The following is an 18,661-nucleotide window of genomic DNA, read 5'->3' on the forward strand; positions in this document are numbered from 1 at the left end:
GGGAGGATTGCTTCGATGCCATCGCGATTGGCCGGCCAGGTCGTCCTCGTCACCGGAGCGTCGAGCGGAATCGGCGCCGCCACCGCCCGCGGGTTCGCCGCGGAAGGGGCCAAAGTCGCGATCCTGGCGCGGCGCTGCGACCGGCTCCTAGCGATGGAGCGCGAGCTCCGGACGGCCGGGGCCGCCGCCATCCTGACCCTCGAGGTCGACGTCCGCGACGCCGACGCCGTCGCGAGGGCGATCGACGGCCTCCCCCCGGGATGGAAGGAGATCGAGGTCCTCGTCAACAACGCCGGGCTCTCACGCGGCCTCGACAAGCTCCAGGAGGGCTCGCTCGCCGACTGGAACGAGATGATCGATACCAACGTCAAAGGGTTGCTGCACGTGGACCGCGCCGTCGTGCCGCACATGGTCGCGCGTAAGCGCGGTCTCGTGATTCACTTGGGCTCGATCGCGGGGCGCCAGGTGTATCCGATGGGCAACGTCTACTGCGCGAGCAAGCACGCCGTCCGCGCCCTCACCGAGGGTCTGCGGATGGACGTGCTCGGCACCGGGGTGCGGGTCGCCAGCGTCGACCCCGGCCTCGTCGTCACCGAGTTCTCGAACGTCCGCTTCCACGGCGACGACGCGCGCGCCGCGGCGGTCTACAAGGGGATGACCCCCCTCACGCCGGAGGACGTCGCCGAGATCATCCTCTTCATCGCGACGCGCCCCGCTCACGTCACGCTCGCCGAGGCGGTCGTGCTCCCCACCGACCAGGCGTCGGCGATCCACGTGCACCGCTCGTGAGGCCGGGCCGCGCGGCCGCGATCGTCCTTGCCGCGGCCCTCGCCGGCGGCGTACCCGCGGCCGACGACGCCGAGAAGCCGAAGGAGGTCGGCCTCATGGAGCGGGCGTCGACGCGCCTCGCGCAGCTCGACGTCACCGTGAGCGGGTCCAAGGAGGCGATCCGCAACCTCTCGATCGCCGACTTCGAGGTCCGCCTCAACGACAAGCTCGTCTCGGGCCTGATCGTCGACGACCTGTGCCTCCCGGCTGGGACCGCGGCCACGGCGCCTGCTCCGGCACCCGCGCCGGCGCCGGGCGACAAGGCGGCGGCTCCTCCGCCCGCGCCGCGCGGGCCCGGCGCGAGCTACCTGTTCTACTTCGACATGCCGCATCTCACGCAGGGCGGGCGCCGCGGCGCCATCGACGCCGCGCGGTCGATGCTGCCGAAGCTCCTCACCGGCGGCAACCGCGCGATGCTCGTCGTGAACGCCGGCGAGCTCAAGACGCTCGTCCTCTTGACGGACGATCTCAAGTCTCTCGAGGATGCGCTCGAGAAGATGATCAACGACCCGAAGCTCTTCGATGCCTACGCGGCCACCGAGGACAAGCGGCTCGCCGACATCAACCACGAGATGTCGATCAGCATCGACGCCGCGGTCACGCTCGCGACCCGCTACGCCTCCGAGGAGCGCTTCCAGCAAGAGCGCGACCTTCGCCGCTTGAGCATGGTGCTCGGCCGGTTCGCCGACGTCGATCCACCGAAGGCGGCGCTCTACTTCGCCGACACGATGCGGCAGAACCCCGGCGAGCACTACCTCTCCTACTTCAGCGGATCGGTGATGCAGAACTCGAACGGCGTCCCGCAGCCGGGGCCGGCGAAGATCCTGAACGACGCGGCGACCGGCTCCCTTCCGCTCGATCGCGTCATGAACGAGGCGTCTTCGTACGGCGTGCGGTTCTACACCGTCGAAGGACAGGGCATCACGGGGCCCGACTCGTCGATCCTCTCGATGAGCTCCCCGTCCCGCCCGGGCAGCAACGGCATGGCGAACCAGGCGATGCCCACCGCATCCACGCAGCGGACGCGCGACGCGCAGGAGACGCTGAGCTCGCTCGCCGCCGAGACTGGCGGACGCTCGTTCCTGAACGGTGTCGCGCCCGCGAAGATGGCATCCCAGATCACCGACGACATGTCGTGCGTCTACCTGCTCAGCTTCGATCCCAGGGGGTTCCCGCAGGACAAGCCGCTCGCGGTCGCCGTCACGGTCAAGAGGCCCAAGGTCAAGGTCGCGGTGCGTGGCCGCCTCGTCATCCAGAGCGAGGAATCGCGTCTCACCGCGCGCGTCCTCTCGGCGTTCGCGACCGGCCACGAGACCGCCGGGACCACGGTCCTCCGTGCCGGGATCGTGCCGGTGTCCTACACCGACGGGCACTTCAAGGCGCGCGTCCAGGTCGCCGTCCCGGGCTCCGTGGTGCCCGACGCGACGTGGGACCTCGGTGCCTCCCTCGTGACGAAGGGGGCCGTGTGGGAGGACGGCTCGGGGCGGGTCGAGGTGAAGCAGCCCGGCGTTCCCGTCGCCTTCGAGCGCGACATGGAGTTCGCCCCGGGCGAGTTCGAGCTGGTCGCGGTCGCCCACGAGGTGACGACCGACACCTTGCTCTCCCACCAGACCTCCGGGAAGTTCCCCGACGTCGACGTCGATCGCGCCTCGGTCGCGCCGATCGCGGTGAGCCAGCAAGCGCGCGGCGGCTTCCTCAGGAACGGCACCTCGCTCACGCAGGGGGCGCTCATCGTCCCCGACGGCGAGCCGTTGCAGCCCGGCGTCCCGACGGCGATCATCGCGCTCGTCTGCCGTGCGAAGGATCAGAAGAGCCGCCTCACCGTGTCGCGGACCCTGATCGGCGAGAAGGAGACTCCGGTCGGCACCACCGACCTCGAGCTGGGGAAGGACGAACGTTGCGGCCAGATCGTCGACCTGATTCCGGCGAAGTTCCTGGGCCCCGGGGCCTATCGCTTCACGATCGCGGTCTCGTCCCAGGGGACCGAGCTGGCGCGGAGCGAGCGCGCGCTCGTCGTGCCGGAGAAGCCGCCGGCCGCCGGCTCCTGATCGCGGCGGCCCTCTCGCTCGGCGTGCTAGCCTCGCGGGGCGAGGCCGAGACGATGTCCCATCCACCAGCGAAGACGGCGAACCACCTCGCCGGCCAGACGAGCCCGTACCTCCTCCAGCACCAGTACAACCCGGTCGACTGGTACCCGTGGGGCGAGGAGGCGCTCGCGAAGGCGAAGCGCGAGAACAAGCCCATCTTCCTCTCGATCGGCTACGCGGCGTGCCACTGGTGCCACGTCATGGAGCACGAGTCGTTCGAGAACGCGGAGATCGCGGCGCTCCTGAACGCATCGTTCGTCGCGATCAAGGTCGACCGCGAGGAGCGGCCCGACCTCGACGACGTCTACATGACGGCGGTCCAGATGATGACCGGCCAGGGCGGCTGGCCCTTGAACGTGTTCCTGACGCCGGACGGGCGCCCGTTCTTCGGCGGCACCTACTTTCCGCCGGACGATCGCGGCGGGATGCGCGGCTTCCCGGCCGTCCTCGGCCTCATCAAGGATGCGTGGACGACGCGCCACGACGAGGTCGTGGCGTCCGCGGGCGGGATCGCGAAGCAGCTCGCCTCGGCGCTGACGCCGGCGCCGGTCGCGGCGGACGCGGCGCGCGCGGGCACCGCCGATCAGGCGCGCGCGGCGGCCGATCTCGCTTCACGCTTCGACGCGAAGTGGGGCGGCTTCGGCGGCGCACCGAAGTTCCCTCCGCACGCGTCGCTCGCCTTGCTCCTGCGCGAGCACGCGCTCCGGCACGACGCGTTCCCCCTGAAGATGGTCGAGACGACCCTCGACCGGATGGCCCGCGGCGGGATGTACGACCAGATCGGCGGCGGCTTCGCGCGTTACTCCACCGACGGCCGCTGGCTCGTTCCCCACTTCGAGAAGATGCTCTACGACCAGGCGCTCCTCGTGCCGGTCTACGTCGACGCCTGGCTCGTCACGCGGAACCCGCTCTACCGCCGCGTCGTCCTCGAGACGCTGGACTTCGTGCGCCGCGAGATGACAGCCCCCGAAGGCGGCTTCTACGCCTCGCTCGACGCCGACAGCGAGGGCCACGAGGGCAAGTTCTACGTGTGGACGCCGGCGGAGATCGTGGCTGTCCTCGGCCCCACGGACGGTCCCTTCTTCTGCGCCACTTACGGGATCACGCCGGCGGGCAACTTCGAGGGGAAGAACATCCCCAACCTTCTGGACAAGCCGCTCGACGAGACCCTCGAGGGCCGCGTCGCGCCGATGAAGGCGAAGCTCCTCGAGGCGCGGTCGCGGCGCGTGCGCCCCGCGACCGACGACAAGGTGCTCACCTCGTGGAACGCGCTCATGATCACGGCCTACGCGCGGGCCTACCAGGCGTTCGGGCGCGCGGAGGACCTCCGCTCGGCCGAGCGCGCCACCGAATTCTTGAAGACGCGCCTCACGAAGAACGGCCGCCTCCTCGTCTCGTGGCGCGCGGGTGAGGCGCATCTGAACGCCTACCTCGACGACTACGCCTTCGCGGCGCGCGCCGCGATCGACCTCTACGAATCGTCGTTCGACCCCGCCGAGCTGACGCGCGCCCGCGCGCTCGCCGCGACGATCCTCGCGCGCTTCGGCGACGGCCACGGCGGCTTCCATTTCACCTCCGACGACCACGAGGCGCTCCTCGCCCGCTCTCCCAGCGCGTACGACGGCGCGATCCCCGCCGGCTCGGGCGTCGCCGCCGAGGTCTTCGCGCGCCTGGCCGAGCACTTGGGCGGCGAGGAGATGAGCAAGGCGCGGGACGGTGTCCTCCGGGCGCTGGCCGCGAGCTGCAAGCGTGCCCCGTCCGCCTTTGCGACGCTCCTCGTCGCCGCGACCTACGCCGACGGCCCGGTCATCGAGGTCGCGATCGTCGGCGCCAAGGACGACCCGCGCACCGCGGCGCTCATCGCCGCCTCGCGCAACGCCTACTTCCCCGCGCGCGCGGTCGCGTGGACCGCAGCGCCGGTCGAGCAGGGCCTTCCGCTCCTCGAGCACAAGACGCTCCTCGCCGGCGCTCCCGCCGCCTACGTCTGCAAGAACCGCGTGTGCGCGGCGCCGGTCGGCACTCCCGACGCTCTGAAGTGGTGATGGAGATAGAAATAAGGGGACAGGTACCGATTTCTCGACTTCAGGAAATCCGTACCTGTCCCCTTATTTCTGGAAGAAAAAGCAGAATGTCCCCATAATCCACGTTCGCCTAAGGAGGGCTCTCTGGCCGTTCGCAGCCGCCGGGTCGCGTGGGAGAAGCTCTCCGACGACGACCTGCTCCACGTCCGCATCTGCGATCTCGGCGTCCGCATCCGCGGATCGGATCTCGAGAAGCGGGTGCGCCAGCTCTATCGCGAGATGGACTCGGTCGGCCTCAAGCTCCGGCCGCTCTGCTTCCTCTCGGATGAGTGGCTGTCGCCGGGCGATCAGGCGGCGATCGGCATCCCGTTCTTCCTCGCGCACCCGCGCCTCCGTGCGCTCGAGAACCGGATGATGTTCGAGGTCGAGGGCGGCACCAAGGGGTGGTGCCTCAGACTCCTGCGCCACGAAGCCGGCCACGCGCTCGATCACGCCTACCGCCTCTCGCGCCGCGACGACTGGCGGGAGATGTTCGGCTCGCCGCGCACCAAGTACGCGCCGTACTACTACGAGATCGATCCCAAGAGCCGCGACTTCGTCCACAACGTCCCCGACCACTACGCCCAGGCTCACCCCGTCGAGGACTTCGCCGAAACCTTCGCCGTGTGGCTCAACCCCGCCTCGCGCTGGCAAGACCGCTACGCCGACTGGCCGGCGCGGAAGAAGATCCGCTACGTCGACCGCCTCATGAAGGACGTCCGCCGCCGCGCGCTTCCGAAGAAGAAGCCGGTCGTCGACCGCGACGCCAAGACGATCCAGTCGACCCTCGCGACCTATTACGAGCGCAAGCTTCGCCTCTTCCCGCTCGGCGACCCGTCGTCGACCGCGCGCGCCCTCAAGCGCATCTTCCGGCCGTCGCGCGCCGCCGAGCCCGATGGCGCCGCCGTCGATTTCATCCGCACCCACAAACGCCCGCTCGTCGACTCGATCGCGCGCTTCTCGGGCGAGCGCCGGAACCAGGTCGCCCGCGTCGTCGCCGGGCTCGCCCAGATCTGCGACAACCATCGCCTCGTGCTGCGAGACGCGGAGGAGAAGACGCTCGTCACGATGTCGACCTTCGCGACCACGCTCATCGTCAACCGCCTGCGGCGCCACAGCTACCGGGTGACCGGCCCATGAAGAACGGGAACAAGAAGCACAAGGAGCGCCTCAGGATCCTCGTCCTCTTCGAAATCCTGGAGGCCCCCGCCCCCGACGAGGAGTACGAGCGCCGGATGCGGGAAGAACCCGACTGGCGCACGGAGGGGCACGTCGTCGCCGCGCTCAAGGCGCTCGGCCACGAGGTCCACCTGGGCGCGATCTACAAGAACCCGCGCGACGTCATCGACATCGTCGAGCGCATCCAGCCCGACCTCGTGTGGAACTTCGTCCAGACCTTCCACGGCACGCGCTACTACGAGAGCCACATCGCCGGCGTCCTCGAGCTGTGCAAGGTCCCCTACACCGGCTGCGACCACCGCGCGCTCATGCTCTGCCAGGACAAGGCGCTCTCGAAGGAGATCCTGAAGCACCACCGCGTCCCGGTTCCCGCGTTCGTGGTGTCGCGCCGCTCGCAGCCCTTGAAGAAGCTCGGCAAGGCGATCTTCCCCGTCATGGTGAAGCCCCTCGCCGAGGAAGGCTCGGTCGGCATCTCGCGCGACTCGTTCGCCGAGACGGAAGAGCAGGCGATCGCGCGCGCGAGCTTCTTGCACGACCGCCTCAAGCAAGACGTCATCATCGAGCAGTATGTCTCGGGGCGCGAGATCTACGTCGGCGTCCTCGGCAACGACCGCCTCAAGGTTCTCCCGCCGCGCGAGCTGAAGTTCTCGAAGGTCCCCGAGGGCGAGCCCAAGTTCGCCAGCTTCAAGGCGAAGTGGGACGAGGGCTACCGCGAGCGCTGGGGCATCCACTCCACGTTTCCCGACGATCTCTCCGAGACGCTCCAGCGCTCGATTGCCACGGTCGCCAAGCGCGTCTTCCGCGCCCTCCAGATGCACGGCTTCGGCCGTATCGACCTGCGCGTCACCGAGGAAGGAAAGCTCGTGGTGGTGGAAGCCAACCCCAACCCTGAAATCGCCTCCGGCGAAGACCTCGCAGAAGCCGCCGCGAAGACCGGGATGCCCTACAACGAGCTGATCGAGCGCATCGTCGCACTCGGCCTCGAGCGCTCGAACCCCAAGGGCGCCTGATGACCGAGCTCCTCGGCGGTCACAGCGCGATGCCCTGGATCCTCTTCAACGTCTTCCTCGCGGTCTGCCTCGCGATCGACTTCACCTTCGCGGCCGGCAAGCACCGCGCGATCGGATTCAAGGAGGCGATCGGCTGGAACGTCTTCTGGATCGTCATCGCCCTCGCCTTCACCGGCGTCGTCATCTACGAGTACGGACGCGCCGCGGGCGCCGCGTATCTCACCGGCTACGTCGTCGAGCGCGCACTCTCGATCGACAACCTCTTCGTCTTCCTCATCATCTTCCAGTACTTCCACGTCAAGGACGACCGCCAGGCGCGCGTCCTCTTCTGGGGAATCATCGGCGCGCTCCTGATGCGCGGCGTGTTCATCCTGCTCGGCGCTGCTCTCGTCGCGAAGTTCCACTTCCTCCTCTACTTCTTCGGCGCGTTCCTCCTCTATACAGGCGTCGCGCTCATCGTGAAGAAGGACGAGAAGTCGCCGCATCCCGAGAAGAACCTCGTCGTGCGCCTGGCGTCGAAGATCATCCCGATGGACGCGCACGCCGACGAGGACCAGTTCTTCGTGAAGCGGTCGGGGAAGTGGCACGGGACGCCGCTCTTCGTCGTCCTTCTGCTCGTCGCAACGACCGACTTCGTCTTCGCGCTCGACTCGCTTCCCGCGATCCTCGGCATCACGCGCGACCCGTGGATCCTCTACACGTCGAACGCCTTCGCGATCCTCGGGATGCGCGTCCTCTACTTCCTGCTCGCCGCGCTCCTGCCCAAGTTCCGCTTCCTCAACTACGGCCTGTCGATCATCCTCGTCTTCATCGGGCTGCGGATGCTCCTCGAGAAGTGGGTTCATCTCGGGACGGAGCTCACGCTCGGGATCGTCGTGCTCGTGCTGGCGGGGTCGATGGTCGCGTCGATGGTGATACCGGAGCGGAAGTCCTAAATGGGGACATTCTGCTTTTTCTTCCAGAAATAAGGAGACAGGTACCGATTTCGCGACTCCAGGAAATCGGTACCTGTCTCCTTATTTCTGGAAGAAAAAGCAGAATGTCCCCATTTACGAGAGCGGCACCGTGAACGGCTTCGGCTTGAGCGCCTGCGTCAGCGCGTCGACGCTCGCCGCGTCCCACTGCGCGCCGCGGCGCTCCTTCATGAGACCGAGCGCGCCGTCGCGCGTCAGAGGCTTCCGCACCAGGGACGTCGTCATCGCGTCGAACGCTTCCGCGACCGCGAGGATCCGCGACGCGCGCGGGATGTCGTCGCCCTTCCTGCCGTAGTAGCCGCTGCCGTCGACGTACTCGTGGTGGTTGAGGATCGCATCGGCGACGGCTTCGTCGCGGTCGAGGGCGCGCAGGATGGCGGCGCCGCGCTCGGGGTGCGTGCGGAGGAGACGGAGCTGGCCGTCGCCGAGCGGCGTCTTCTGGCGGAGCATCTCGATCGGGAGCGCGACCTTGCCGATGTCGTGGAGCATCGCGGCCCTGAGGAGCGGCATCGCCTCGCCGTCGGTGAGGTCGAGCTCGTCGGCGATCATGGCGGCGAAGTTGGTCACCCGTTCGGCGTGGCCGGGCTCGAAGCCGTCGCGGCGGTCGGCCCAGTCGGCGACGCGGGCGGCGACCTCGAGGTAGGGGCCGGCCGGCTTCGAGGGGCGCGGCACGCGGCTGCGGAGGAGCGAGCTCAGCGCTTCGCTCCAGCGCGCCTTCTTGGTCTCGGGCTCGGCCTCGTGGTGGAGGACGACGCGACGGACGCGCACCAGGGCGTCGACGCGGCCCAGGAGCTCTTCCGACGGGAAGGGGCTCGTGATGCGATCGATGAGGCGCTCCTCGACGAACGGGTCCTGCGCCTCGTCGGTGTCGCGATGGATGAAGAGGATCGGCGGTGCCATGCCGCGACGGGTGCCGAGGGGCAGACGGAGGACCGCGTCGGTGTCGGCGACCGCCGCGACGACGACTTCCGGCGCTTCGGTGCGCTCGGCCTCGAGCAGCTTGTGGAGATCCTTGACCGTCGCGACGCGGTGGCCGTCGTGGCCGAGGATCTCGCGGATCCCTCCGGTGCGCTCCCGATCGTCCCCGACGAGCAGCAGATTCGCCACGGCCTTCCCTCCCCCAGGGAAATCTAGGGTCCGGTTCCGGGAATGTCACCCCAAGATGGGGTGGGGCGCAGGGGCCCGATTTGGTAACCTCGATGACAATCCGATCGGAGGTGGACCGTGCCTTCAGTTGCCGTATGGATCTTGGTCGCGCTCGCCGCGGTCGTGGTGGCGGCGGTCGTTCCGGCGCTCATCCAGTTGCGCCGGACGCTCATGACCGCCGAGCGAACCCTCGAGTCGACCGGCAAGCGCGTGGACGAGACCCTCGTCCAGCTCGCGGCGACCCTGGAGCGGGTCAACCGCGCCTCGGCCGAGCTGGAGAAAGGGGTCCACCGCGTCTCGGGGCTCCTCGAGAGCCTCGGCACCGCGGGGGATGCCCTCATGAACATTCGCGCCTCGATCGGCCGCGTCGCCGCGGTCGGCGCGGTGGTCGCCGAAGCCGTCTCCGGACCGTTCCGGTCGCTCTTCGGGAAGCGCCGGGAGCACCGCCACGGTCACGACGGCGAGCCGCGTCCCGATGACGCTTCACGTCCGAAGACCGAGGAGATCATCCGATGAGCGATTCATTGAACGAGCGGGTGTATGCGACCTCCGGGATGTCGGGAGCGACGGTGCTCTTGGCGTTCCTCGCCGGCGCCGCGGTCGGAGCGGTCGCGGTACTCCTGACGACGCCGAAGACCGGATCCGAGATGCGCGCGACGCTTCGGGACTGGGCGAAGAGCTTCGGCGACGGCGAAGAGCGCGACGTCGAAGCCCGCAGCTAGGCGCCGCGCGTCAGCACGTCGTCCATGAACGACAGAGCGGCCTCGCCGGCCCAGTAGCGGGGCCGCGCGGCACGCCAGTAGCCGCAGTGCCCGCCGCCCCGCGGGTGAGCGAAGACGACGCGCCGCGCGCCGGCGCGGAACGGCTCGAACGCGCCGACGGGAACGAACGGATCGTCGTCCGAGGACAGCACGAGCGCCGGTCGTGCGACGGCGGCGAGCCGCGGCCCGGCGCTCGCCCCGGCGTAGTAATCGGCGGCCGACGCGTAGCCTGCGTCCGGGGCGGTGAAGGCGTCGTCGAACCCGCGGACGCCGCGCGGGATCCGGCGAGGGCCGGGGACGTCGCGCACGCGCCGCAAGCGCTTCAGCTGCGTCCACAGCTTGCGGGTGAAGTAGGCGTGGTAGAGGCGGTTCGACGGCCGCTCGAGCGCCGCGATGCAGGCCGCGAGATCGACCGGGGGGTTGACGCCGACGATCGCGTCCGCGAGGCAGCTCCCGCCCGCCATGCCCGCGTACTTGAGGGCGATGTTCCCTCCCAGCGAGAAGCCGACGAGGCCGTACGGGCGGGGTAGGCCGCGACGGTCGAGCGCCGCGAGCACCGCCCCGGCGTCGTCCGACTGCCCGGCGTTGTACAGGGTCGACGCGAGCGCTTCGGTTCCCCCGCAGGTCCGGAGGTTGACGCGCGCCACGGCCCAGCCGCGGGCGAGCGCCAACGCTCCCGTCCGCCGCATGTAGCCCGACTCCGCGGAGCCGCCGAGTCCGTGGAGGAGCACGAGCGTCCCGATCGGGTGCGCCGGCTTGTGGAGGAGGACGCGCACGGCACTCCCCGGCGCCACCGGCACGTCGAGCGTCTCGGCCCTCCCGCGGATCGGGCGCGCGGGGAGGAGCGAGGGAAGGATCGTCTGGCCGTGGCGGCCGCGCAGCCAGAAGGCAGGCCGGAACTCGGGAAGAGGGGACAGCTTCCGAAACTCGGCGTTCGGAGTTTCGGAAGCTGTCCCCTCTTCGCTCCCCGTCACGGGCAGCGGCGCGCGATCAGAACCGTCACGTCGTCGGCGGCGGGGGCGCCAGCGGCCCACGCGAGGATGCGCGCCTTGATCTCGGCGACGAGCCGCGCCGCGCCGTCGCCGGCGTGCGAGACGACGAGCTTCGCCAGGCGGTCCTCGCCGAACTCCTCGCCCGACGGGTCCTGCTCTTCGGTGACGCCGTCGGAGAAGAGCGTGAGCACGTCGCCCGGCTCGAGACGGACCTTCTTCACGTCGTAGCCGAGGTCGGGGAAGATCCCGAGGATCGTCCCGCAGCTCGGCAGGCGCTCGATCGTGCCGCCGTTCCGTATCAGGAGCGGCGGGTTGTGCCCGGCGTTGCAGTAGGTCATCTCGCCGGTCTTCGAGTCGAGCAGGCCGAAGAAGAGGCTGACGAACCGGTTCTTCGGGAAGTTCGCGGCGACGACTCGATCGAGCCGCGACATCAGGAGCGGGATGTCTTCCGGCGGATCGGTGAGAAGGACCTGGACGCCTCCCTTGAGCGCGGTCATCAGAAGCGCCGCCGGCATCCCCTTGCCGCTGACGTCGCCGAGGACGAGGCCGATCCGGCCGTCCAGGTACGGAAAGTAGTCGAAGTAGTCGCCACCGACGGTGCGGCACGGCAGATTGTGACCGGCCAGCTCGAACCCCGGGACCACCGGCGCTTCGAGCGGCAGCAGGCGCTGCTGGATGACCGCCGCCTGCTCGAGGTCTCGCGATTGGATCCGCTCCTGCGCTTCAACCAAGGCAAGCCGCTGCTGCTCGATGCGGATCGCGGCGACGTTCGCGAGCACGGTGAGCAAGTCGAGATCGTCCGGGGTGAACGGACGCGCGAACGAACGCGAGTCGACGTTGATGAGCCCGATCACGCGGTCGTTCGTCTGGAGCGGCACCGCCATGACGCTCTGGATCTGCTGGCCGACGATGCTGTCCCGCGCCTTGAACGCCTCGTCGAGCGCCGTGTCGCGAACGAGGAGCGACGCCCGGTCGCGGAGCACGCGGTCCCGGACGGTGGAGCTGATGCGGAACCCCTCGCCGCGGACCGAGCGCGCGACGAGATCTTCGCCTTCGAGGGTCATGAGAACGCCGCGCTCGGCGCCGACCGCCTGGATCGAGAGGTCGAGGATCAGCTCGAACAGCTCGTCGAGAGGACGGTGCCCGGCCAGCTCGCGCCCCGCGCGGATGAGCGCGGCGACACCCGGGTGGTCGAGCGGGAGGCCCTTGCGCTCGCGGTCCATCGGCGTCGGCGTCTTCGCCGTCCCGGGCATCGTGTTCTCGCGCGAGAGCACGCCACGGAGGCTCGTCATGACCGTGGCGCGCAGCGGGCCCTCGTCGCCGCCGGGAACGAACTCGACCGGCCCCGTCGACGACTTCGTTCCCCCGAAGACGAGGACGAGCTGGCCGGCGCCGATCCGGTCGCCGGCGGAGAGACGGGTCTTTCCCTCGACGCGGCGGCCGTTGATCGTCGTCCGGTTCTTGGCTCCCAGGTCCTCGACGTACCAGCCGTCCCCCGCCTGCTCGAGGACGAGGTGGTGGCGCGATAGGCTCATGTCGCTCGGGAACGACAGGTCGTTGTCGCTCGACCGCCCGATCCGCAATTTGTCGCGGTCGAGGACCACTTGCCGGGTCGCACCACCCGGCTCGAGCACCGAGATCTCTTGCATACGAGGGCTCCGTCGATGGCTCGCTAGAATACACCCGTGCGTTGGTTGCGCCTTGCGTACAAGGTCCCCGGGGCCATCGCCGCCACGGCCCTCTTCGCGGTCATGACCCCGACCGTGCGCTTTCTGACGCGCCGCGATAGCGGTGCCGTGCTCCGCGTCGGAGCCCGCGTCTGCCACGGCTGGGGCCGCTCGATGTGCGCGATTCTGAGCGTGAGGCGGGAGGTGCGGGGCACCGTCCCCGACGGCGGCGTCTACCTCGTGGCGTCGAACCACCTGTCCTACCTGGACATCTTCGTGCTCGGCTCGCTCTACCCGAGCACCTTCCTGGCGAAGCGCGAGATCGCCCGCTGGCCGTTCTTCGGCTGGGTCGCGCGCGGCGCGGGGACCCTGTTCGTCGACCGCGACCAGCCCAAGGACGTCGTCCGCGCGGGCCGCGAGATAGCGGAGCGGTTGTCGGCCGGGATTCCGATGACGATCTTCCCCGAGGGACGCAGCTCCCCCGGCAAGGACGTCCTCCCCTTCCAGCCGGCGCTGTTCGAGCCCGCCGCGCGCGCTGCCATCCCGTGCTGGGCCGTGTCGATCACCTACGAGACGCCCGGCACCGACGCGTCACCCGCGCGCACCGTCTGCTGGTACGACAGCGAGAACTTCGTCGTCCACTTCAAGCGGCTCGTCGCGCTCAGGGAGATCGTCGCGACCGTGACGTTCACCGGGCCGCCGATCATCTCGGACGATCGCAAAGTACTGGCGCGCGAGCTGTGGCAGAAGACGTCGGCGAGCTTCGAGCCTGTGAGGCAGGCGGAGGAAGAGGGCACAGCTTCCGAAACCCTCGTCTGAGAGTTTCGGAAGCTGTCCCCTCTTCAATCCTTAGCGGGCTCCCAGATTTCCGCGCCCGCCATGTCCCAGGGAAGGCGGTGCTCGTCGGTCTTCCCTTTCTCCGGAGAGAAGTGGACGTCGGTCATGTAGAGAAGATGGGCGGTCCCGTCGCCGATGTTCTTGCAGCCATGCGCGACACCCGGCGGGATCGCGACCAGGACCGAGCGGCCGCCGCCGAGGACGATCTTGAGCGCGCGCTTCGCCGTCTTCGATCCGTCGCGAACGTCGACGAGGACGAGCAGCACGCGATCCTCGGGAGGCACGAACCAGACGTCGCGCTGCGTCATGTGCACGTGAAACGCTTTGACGATCCCGGGATCGAGGGTGCTGAAATTGACCTGGCGCACCTTGAAGGCGTCGAGCCCCTTCTGGAACGTGCCGTCCTCCGCGAGGCGGGTCAGCTCGGTCATCGAGCCGCCGTGATCGACGAAGCGCTGGAGCGGCACGACCTGGACGCCCTCGATCGCGCGCGCGTAGTCCTGCTCGGTGACGGCGGGTACGACTTCCGGGATGAGCTTCATGGGCCGCACACTCTACCGCAATGGCCGTTCGGCGCGTTGGCCTCTATGATCGCGGTGTGAGCGACGTCCCGCAGATCCCGGAAACGAGCGCGCCGCCGGCCTCCGTCCGCGGGTCGCGCTGGGCGATCCAGATCGCCACCGTCGCCGGGATCCCGATCCGCATCCACCTGACGTTCCTGCTGCTCCTCGTCTACTTCGGCATGTCCGCCGCCGCGATGAGCCGCAACGTCCCGCGCGAGATCGTCTTCCTCATCGTGCTCTTCGCGTGCGTGCTCCTCCACGAGCTCGGGCACGCGCTCGCGGCGCTGCGCTTCGGTGTCAAGACGAGCGAGATCGTGCTCTACCCTTTCGGCGGGATCGCACGCCTCCAGCACATCCCCGGCGGCCTGGCGGAGCTCCTGATCGCGATCGCCGGACCGCTCGTCAACGTCGCGATCGCCGCGGCGTGCGTGGCCGGGCTCTTCGCGCTCCACGTTCCCCACCCGCTCCGGCAAGCGATGCCGTGGGAGAACACCGGGCTCGTGCAGAAGCTCCTCTGGGCGAATGCGTGGCTCGTCGTCTTCAATTTGATTCCGGCGTTCCCGATGGACGGCGGCCGCGTGCTGCGCGCGCTCCTCGCGATCGGGCTCGGGCAGACGACGGCGACGCGGATCGCGGCGCTCGTGGGGCAGCTCATCGCGGGGGTCTTCGTCGTCGCCGGGCTCTTTACCGCGAACTACCTCCTCGCGTTCATCGGGCTCTTCGTCTTCCTCGGCGCGAGCCAGGAGGTCGCGTTCCAGACGAGCCGCAGCGCGGTCGAGGGCCGGACGGCCCGCGAAGCGATGATCACCCGGTTCGAGACCTTGGCGCCGCAGGACACGCTCGGGCGCGCGGCCGACCTGCTCCTGGCGACGCACCAGCACGACTTCCCGGTGCTCGACGCGTGGAACCGGATCGCCGGGATGATGCCGCGCGCGAAGCTCCTCGAGGGGCTCGCGCGCTCCGGACGCGACGCGGCGGTCCTCGAGGTCATGCAGCGCGACCCGGTGACGGTGGCGCCCGAGACCGATCTCGAGTCGGTGCTCCAGGCGCTTCAGGGCGATCCGGGGCGGCCCCTCCTCGTGGTCGAGAACGGCGCGCTCCGCGGGATGATCACGTTCGAGAACCTCGCCGAGTTCATCGTGCTGTCGCGCCAGATCCCGCGGCGGCCTCAGCAGGCCTGATCGCGTAGGCGACGAAGCCCGCCGCCAGCATCGCCGCCCCCGCGAGCGCCTGGACCGGGCGCTCCTGCACCACGCGCACCGTGACGACCGCCGCCGTGACGAGGACGACCGCCGGTGCGGTGAGCCCGAGGGGCGCGCGCCAGGCTTCGGCCTCCCCCACAGCGCGGCGCCGGAGACGGACGAGCGCGACCGCGGCGAGCGCGTAGAAAATCCAGACGCTGAACGCGAAGTACGCGAGCAGGCCGCGGAACGACGCGACCGCGACGTAGAGCGCCGAGACCGCGGCGACCGCGAGCGTCGCGCGGAGCGGTGTCCCCCGGCGCGCGTCGGACGGCGCCAAGGCGGGCAAGATCGCGCCGCTCTGCGCCATCGCCTGCGCGAGACGCGACACCACGAGGAGGACGCCGAGCATCGAGCCGAACGTGCTCACGACGACGAGCGTGGAGACAAGGCGGCCCGCCCCACCCGCGGCCGCCTCGAGAGGCCGCGCGGATGCCGCCGCCGCTCCGCCGAGGGAACGCATGACCGCCGCCTGCACCAGGGCGTAGACGAGGACGAGAAGACCGGTGCCGATGAGGACCGCGCGCCCGATCGTGCGCTTCGGGTTCTCGATCTCGCCGGCGACGAGCGTGATGTCGGACCAGCCTTCATAGGTCCAGAGGAGGAGGATGAGCGCGGAGAGCGTCCCGGTGGGAAGGGAGGCCGATGGGGCGGCGGGAGGCGCGCTCCATGCGATGACCGCAACGATCGCCAGCGCCGACACTTTGATCGCCGTCAGCCACCGCTGCGCCAGAGGGCCCGCGCGGAGGCCGGCTGCGTTGACCGCGGCGGCCACGGCGATCGCGGCGAGCGCGATCGCCTTCCCTCCTCCGCAGTACGAGGCGAACACCAGCGCGATCGCGGCGATCGAGGCGGGATAGGTCACGAAGATCGCCGCCCAGCCGCCCACGAACGCGATGCCGGGGCCGAACGCCTCGCGCTGGAAGGCGAAGAAGCCGCCGTTCGCCGGGACGCGCGACGCGCACTCGGCGTAGCAGCAGGCGCCGCACGCGGCGACGAGACCGCCCGCGGCCCACAGGAGCACGGCGCGCGGGATCGTCGGCGCCGCGGCGGCGACCGCCGCCGGCGCGGCGAAGATTCCCGAGCCGAGGATGATCCCGGCGTAGAGAGCGATGGCGTCCGTCAGGCCGAGGTGGCGGGGCGGCGGCGCGCCCCCGCTCAATCGAGGTAGGTGTACTGGGAGAGCCGCGAGGCGTAGGCGTCGAGGAAGGCGGAGGCCTCTTCGCCGGACATCTCGCCGCGCCGCGTGCGCTCGCCGAGCTGCGCCTTGACCGACTCCGTCAGCTCGGCCACGTCGTAGCCGAAGCAGGCGAGCGTCTCGCCCGCCGCCTCGCCGCGATGGACGTCGGTGACGACCGGCGCGCCCTTGGGGCCGAGGATGACCTGCGCCTCGTGGACGCGGCCGAAGAGGTTGTGCATGTCGCCCATCGTGTCCTGGTAGGCGCCGACGAGGACGAAGGCGAGGTAGTACGGCTCGCCGGAGCGCAGGGCGTGGACCTCGAGCGCGTCCTTGATGTCCTTCAGGTCGACGAACTTCTCGACCTCGCCGTCGGAGTCGCAGGTGATGTCGGCGAGGGTCGCCTTGTGCGTCGGCAGCTCGTTCAGGCGGTGGATCGGGATGATCGGGAAGAGCTGATCGAGCGCCCAGTGATCGGGGACCGACTGGAAGACGGAGAAGTTGCAGATGTACTTGTCGTGGAGCCGGTTCTCGAGCTCCTGGAACTCGTCGGCGACGAACTTCGCCGACTTCGAGTAGCGGACGGCCTTCGTGGCGACCTCGCGGAAGAGCATCTCGCCCTTGGCGCGCTCCTCGAGGCCGAGCATGCCGAGGTTGAAGAGCGAGTACATCTGATCGCGGTACTCGATCGCGTCGTGGTAGAACTCGCGGTAGTTCTTGACCGAGATCTTCTTCGCCGCGTCGGCGAGATCCTGGACGATCTGGGCCTCGCGCCCGGAAAGCGGCGGCGGATCGGGCTCCTGGCCCGAGATCGCGGCCCGGACGTCGGTGATCATCATCGCGTGGTAGGCGACGAGCATGCGCCCGGACTCCGAGACGATCCGCGGCGGCGGGACGTGCTCCTCGTCGCAGACCTCCTGGATGCCGAACACGACGTCGTTCGCGTACTCCTGCACCGTGTAGTTGACCGAGGCGTCGGACGACGTCTTCGAGCCGTCGTAGTCGATGCCGAGCCCGCCGCCGACGTCGAGGTAGGAGATGTCGGCGCCGAGCTTCCTGACCTTCGCGTAGATGCGCGCCGCCTCACGGACGGCGTTCTTGACGCGGCGGATCTCGGTGATCTGGCTGCCGATGTGGAAGTGGAGGAGGGCGAGCTGCGGGCGCAGGCCGCTCGCCGTGAGCTTCTCGAGCGCGCGCAGGAGCTGCAAGGTCGTCAGGCCGAACTTCGACGTGAACCCTCCCGACTTCTCCCACATCCCCGAGCCCTTGGCCTGGAGGCGGATGCGGAAGCCGATCTTGAAGAGCACCGGCTCGCGTGACGCCATCTCGAGGATCTGCTCGACCTCGAACGGCTTCTCGATGACCACGATGACGTTCTTCCCGAGGCGCGTCGCCTGGCTCGCCATCGAGAGGTAGTCGGGATCCTTGAAGCCGTTGCAGACAACGACCGCGTCGGGCGAGAGCTCCATCCCGATCGCGGCGAGGAGCTCCGGCCGGCTCCCGACCTCGAGACCGAGCCCCGCGCCCCATCCCGACTTCACGAGCCCTTGCACGACCGAGCGCTGCTGGTTGACCTTGATGGGGAAGACCGGATGGAAGCGCTCGCGGTAGTTGTACTCGCGGATCGCATTCGCGAAGCTCGACGCGAGCTCGTTGACCTGCCCCTCGAGGAGCTGCGGGAAGCGGAGGAGGAGCGGCGTCTTCACGCCGCGCTTCGCCAGGTCCTCGACGACGCGGAAGACGTCGATCGCCTTCGCCGGCTCGCGCGTCGGCGTCACGAGGAGGTGGCCGTCCTCGCCGATCGCGAGGTAGCCGTTCCCCCAGCCGTCGATCCCGTAGAGGTTGACGGCGTCGTCGGTGGTGAAGCGGTCGGTGAAGGAGACGTTCATCGAGTTTGGGATTATAGGACCCTCATTGGGGCGGGCAAGGCCTCGCGCTACAGTTTCGTGATGCTCTCTCCCCGTCTGGCCGCCCTCGCGGCGGCGATCGCCCCCGGCAGCCGCGTCGCCGACGTCGGGAGCGACCACGGCCTCCTCCCCCTCTGGCTCGCGCGCACCGGGCGGGCGGCGTTCTGCCTCGTGACCGAGAAGACCGAGGCGCTCCTCGAGCGCGTGGAGCGGCCGCCGGCGCAGGCGCCGT

Annotated in this window: 17 protein-coding genes; 11 read left to right on the top strand and 6 right to left on the bottom strand. The window is 69.5% G+C overall.

Going from position 1 to position 18,661, the window contains the following annotated elements:
- The first annotated feature begins 15 nt into the window (after positions 1-15).
- From VFV19_12720 to VFV19_12745, 6 genes are all read left to right on the top strand, one after another.
- The gene (locus tag VFV19_12720; GenBank protein HEX4825162.1) at positions 16-789 is read left to right on the top strand and encodes an SDR family NAD(P)-dependent oxidoreductase; all 774 of its coding nucleotides are present in this window, start codon (positions 16-18) and stop codon (positions 787-789) included.
- The gene (locus VFV19_12725) at positions 786-2,876 is read left to right on the top strand and encodes a hypothetical protein (GenBank protein ID HEX4825163.1); all 2,091 of its coding nucleotides are present in this window, start codon (positions 786-788) and stop codon (positions 2,874-2,876) included. Before VFV19_12720 ends, VFV19_12725 begins: the two co-directional genes overlap by 4 nt.
- A gap of 53 nt (positions 2,877-2,929) precedes the next feature.
- On the top strand, positions 2,930-4,957 hold the full coding sequence (locus tag VFV19_12730) for a thioredoxin domain-containing protein (GenBank protein ID HEX4825164.1): 2,028 nt from the start codon (positions 2,930-2,932) through the stop codon (positions 4,955-4,957).
- Between the two features lie 237 nt (positions 4,958-5,194).
- Positions 5,195-6,115, top strand: coding sequence for a putative zinc-binding metallopeptidase (locus VFV19_12735; GenBank protein HEX4825165.1), 921 nt, complete (start codon positions 5,195-5,197; stop codon positions 6,113-6,115).
- A complete protein-coding gene (locus VFV19_12740; GenBank protein ID HEX4825166.1) occupies positions 6,112-7,164 on the top strand; it encodes an ATP-grasp domain-containing protein in 1,053 nt (350 codons plus the stop codon). Before VFV19_12735 ends, VFV19_12740 begins: the two co-directional genes overlap by 4 nt.
- A complete protein-coding gene (locus VFV19_12745) occupies positions 7,164-8,099 on the top strand; it encodes a TerC/Alx family metal homeostasis membrane protein (GenBank protein HEX4825167.1) in 936 nt (311 codons plus the stop codon). The genes VFV19_12740 and VFV19_12745 overlap by 1 nt, the downstream gene beginning before the upstream one ends.
- 114 nt (positions 8,100-8,213) lie before the next feature.
- Here the strand turns inward: VFV19_12745 and VFV19_12750 are convergent, their stop codons facing one another.
- Positions 8,214-9,245: an HD domain-containing phosphohydrolase gene (locus VFV19_12750; GenBank protein ID HEX4825168.1), complete on the bottom strand. Its 1,032-nt coding sequence runs from the start codon at positions 9,243-9,245 to the stop codon at positions 8,214-8,216.
- Positions 9,246-9,362: 117 nt separating this feature from the next.
- Between VFV19_12750 and VFV19_12755 the strand changes: the two genes are divergently transcribed.
- Both VFV19_12755 and VFV19_12760 read left to right on the top strand, forming a co-directional pair.
- A complete protein-coding gene (locus tag VFV19_12755; GenBank protein ID HEX4825169.1) occupies positions 9,363-9,800 on the top strand; it encodes a DUF948 domain-containing protein in 438 nt (145 codons plus the stop codon).
- Positions 9,797-10,006 (top strand): YtxH domain-containing protein, encoded by a 210-nt coding sequence (locus tag VFV19_12760; protein HEX4825170.1) that lies wholly within the window; start codon positions 9,797-9,799, stop codon positions 10,004-10,006. The genes VFV19_12755 and VFV19_12760 overlap by 4 nt, the downstream gene beginning before the upstream one ends.
- On the opposite strand, the gene VFV19_12765 is transcribed toward VFV19_12760, so the two are convergent.
- Both VFV19_12765 and VFV19_12770 read right to left on the bottom strand, forming a co-directional pair.
- Positions 10,003-11,019 carry an alpha/beta fold hydrolase gene (locus tag VFV19_12765; GenBank protein ID HEX4825171.1) on the bottom strand — a complete coding sequence of 339 codons (1,017 nt, stop codon included), beginning with the start codon at positions 11,017-11,019 and terminating at the stop codon, positions 10,003-10,005. The genes VFV19_12760 and VFV19_12765 overlap by 4 nt on opposite strands.
- On the bottom strand, positions 11,016-12,686 hold the full coding sequence (locus tag VFV19_12770) for a SpoIIE family protein phosphatase (protein ID HEX4825172.1): 1,671 nt from the start codon (positions 12,684-12,686) through the stop codon (positions 11,016-11,018). The genes VFV19_12765 and VFV19_12770 overlap by 4 nt, the downstream gene beginning before the upstream one ends.
- Positions 12,687-12,722: 36 nt before the next feature.
- Here VFV19_12770 and VFV19_12775 point away from each other — a divergent pair, with 36 nt between their 5' ends.
- Positions 12,723-13,523 carry a lysophospholipid acyltransferase family protein gene (locus VFV19_12775; GenBank protein HEX4825173.1) on the top strand — a complete coding sequence of 267 codons (801 nt, stop codon included), beginning with the start codon at positions 12,723-12,725 and terminating at the stop codon, positions 13,521-13,523.
- Between the two features lie 23 nt (positions 13,524-13,546).
- Here VFV19_12775 and VFV19_12780 read toward each other — a convergent pair whose 3' ends face one another.
- The gene (locus tag VFV19_12780) at positions 13,547-14,083 is read right to left on the bottom strand and encodes a dTDP-4-dehydrorhamnose 3,5-epimerase family protein (GenBank protein ID HEX4825174.1); all 537 of its coding nucleotides are present in this window, start codon (positions 14,081-14,083) and stop codon (positions 13,547-13,549) included.
- 56 nt (positions 14,084-14,139) lie between these two features.
- On the opposite strand from VFV19_12780, the gene VFV19_12785 reads away from it, so the two are divergent.
- A complete protein-coding gene (locus VFV19_12785) occupies positions 14,140-15,285 on the top strand; it encodes a site-2 protease family protein (protein HEX4825175.1) in 1,146 nt (381 codons plus the stop codon).
- Here the strand turns inward: VFV19_12785 and VFV19_12790 are convergent.
- Together VFV19_12790 and speA are read right to left on the bottom strand one after the other, a co-directional pair.
- Positions 15,239-16,507, bottom strand: coding sequence for an amino acid permease (locus VFV19_12790; protein ID HEX4825176.1), 1,269 nt, complete (start codon positions 16,505-16,507; stop codon positions 15,239-15,241). The genes VFV19_12785 and VFV19_12790 overlap by 47 nt on opposite strands.
- Positions 16,504-18,411, bottom strand: a complete 1,908-nt coding sequence (gene speA / locus VFV19_12795; protein HEX4825177.1) for a biosynthetic arginine decarboxylase — start codon at positions 18,409-18,411, stop codon at positions 16,504-16,506. Before speA ends, VFV19_12790 begins: the two co-directional genes overlap by 4 nt.
- 60 nt (positions 18,412-18,471) lie before the next feature.
- Here speA and VFV19_12800 point away from each other — a divergent pair.
- A partial coding sequence (locus VFV19_12800) for an SAM-dependent methyltransferase (protein ID HEX4825178.1) occupies positions 18,472-18,661 on the top strand: 190 nt, incomplete at its 3' end.

The organism is Candidatus Polarisedimenticolaceae bacterium (assembly GCA_036275915.1).
Lineage (GTDB): Bacteria > Acidobacteriota > Polarisedimenticolia > Polarisedimenticolales > DASRJG01 > DASRJG01.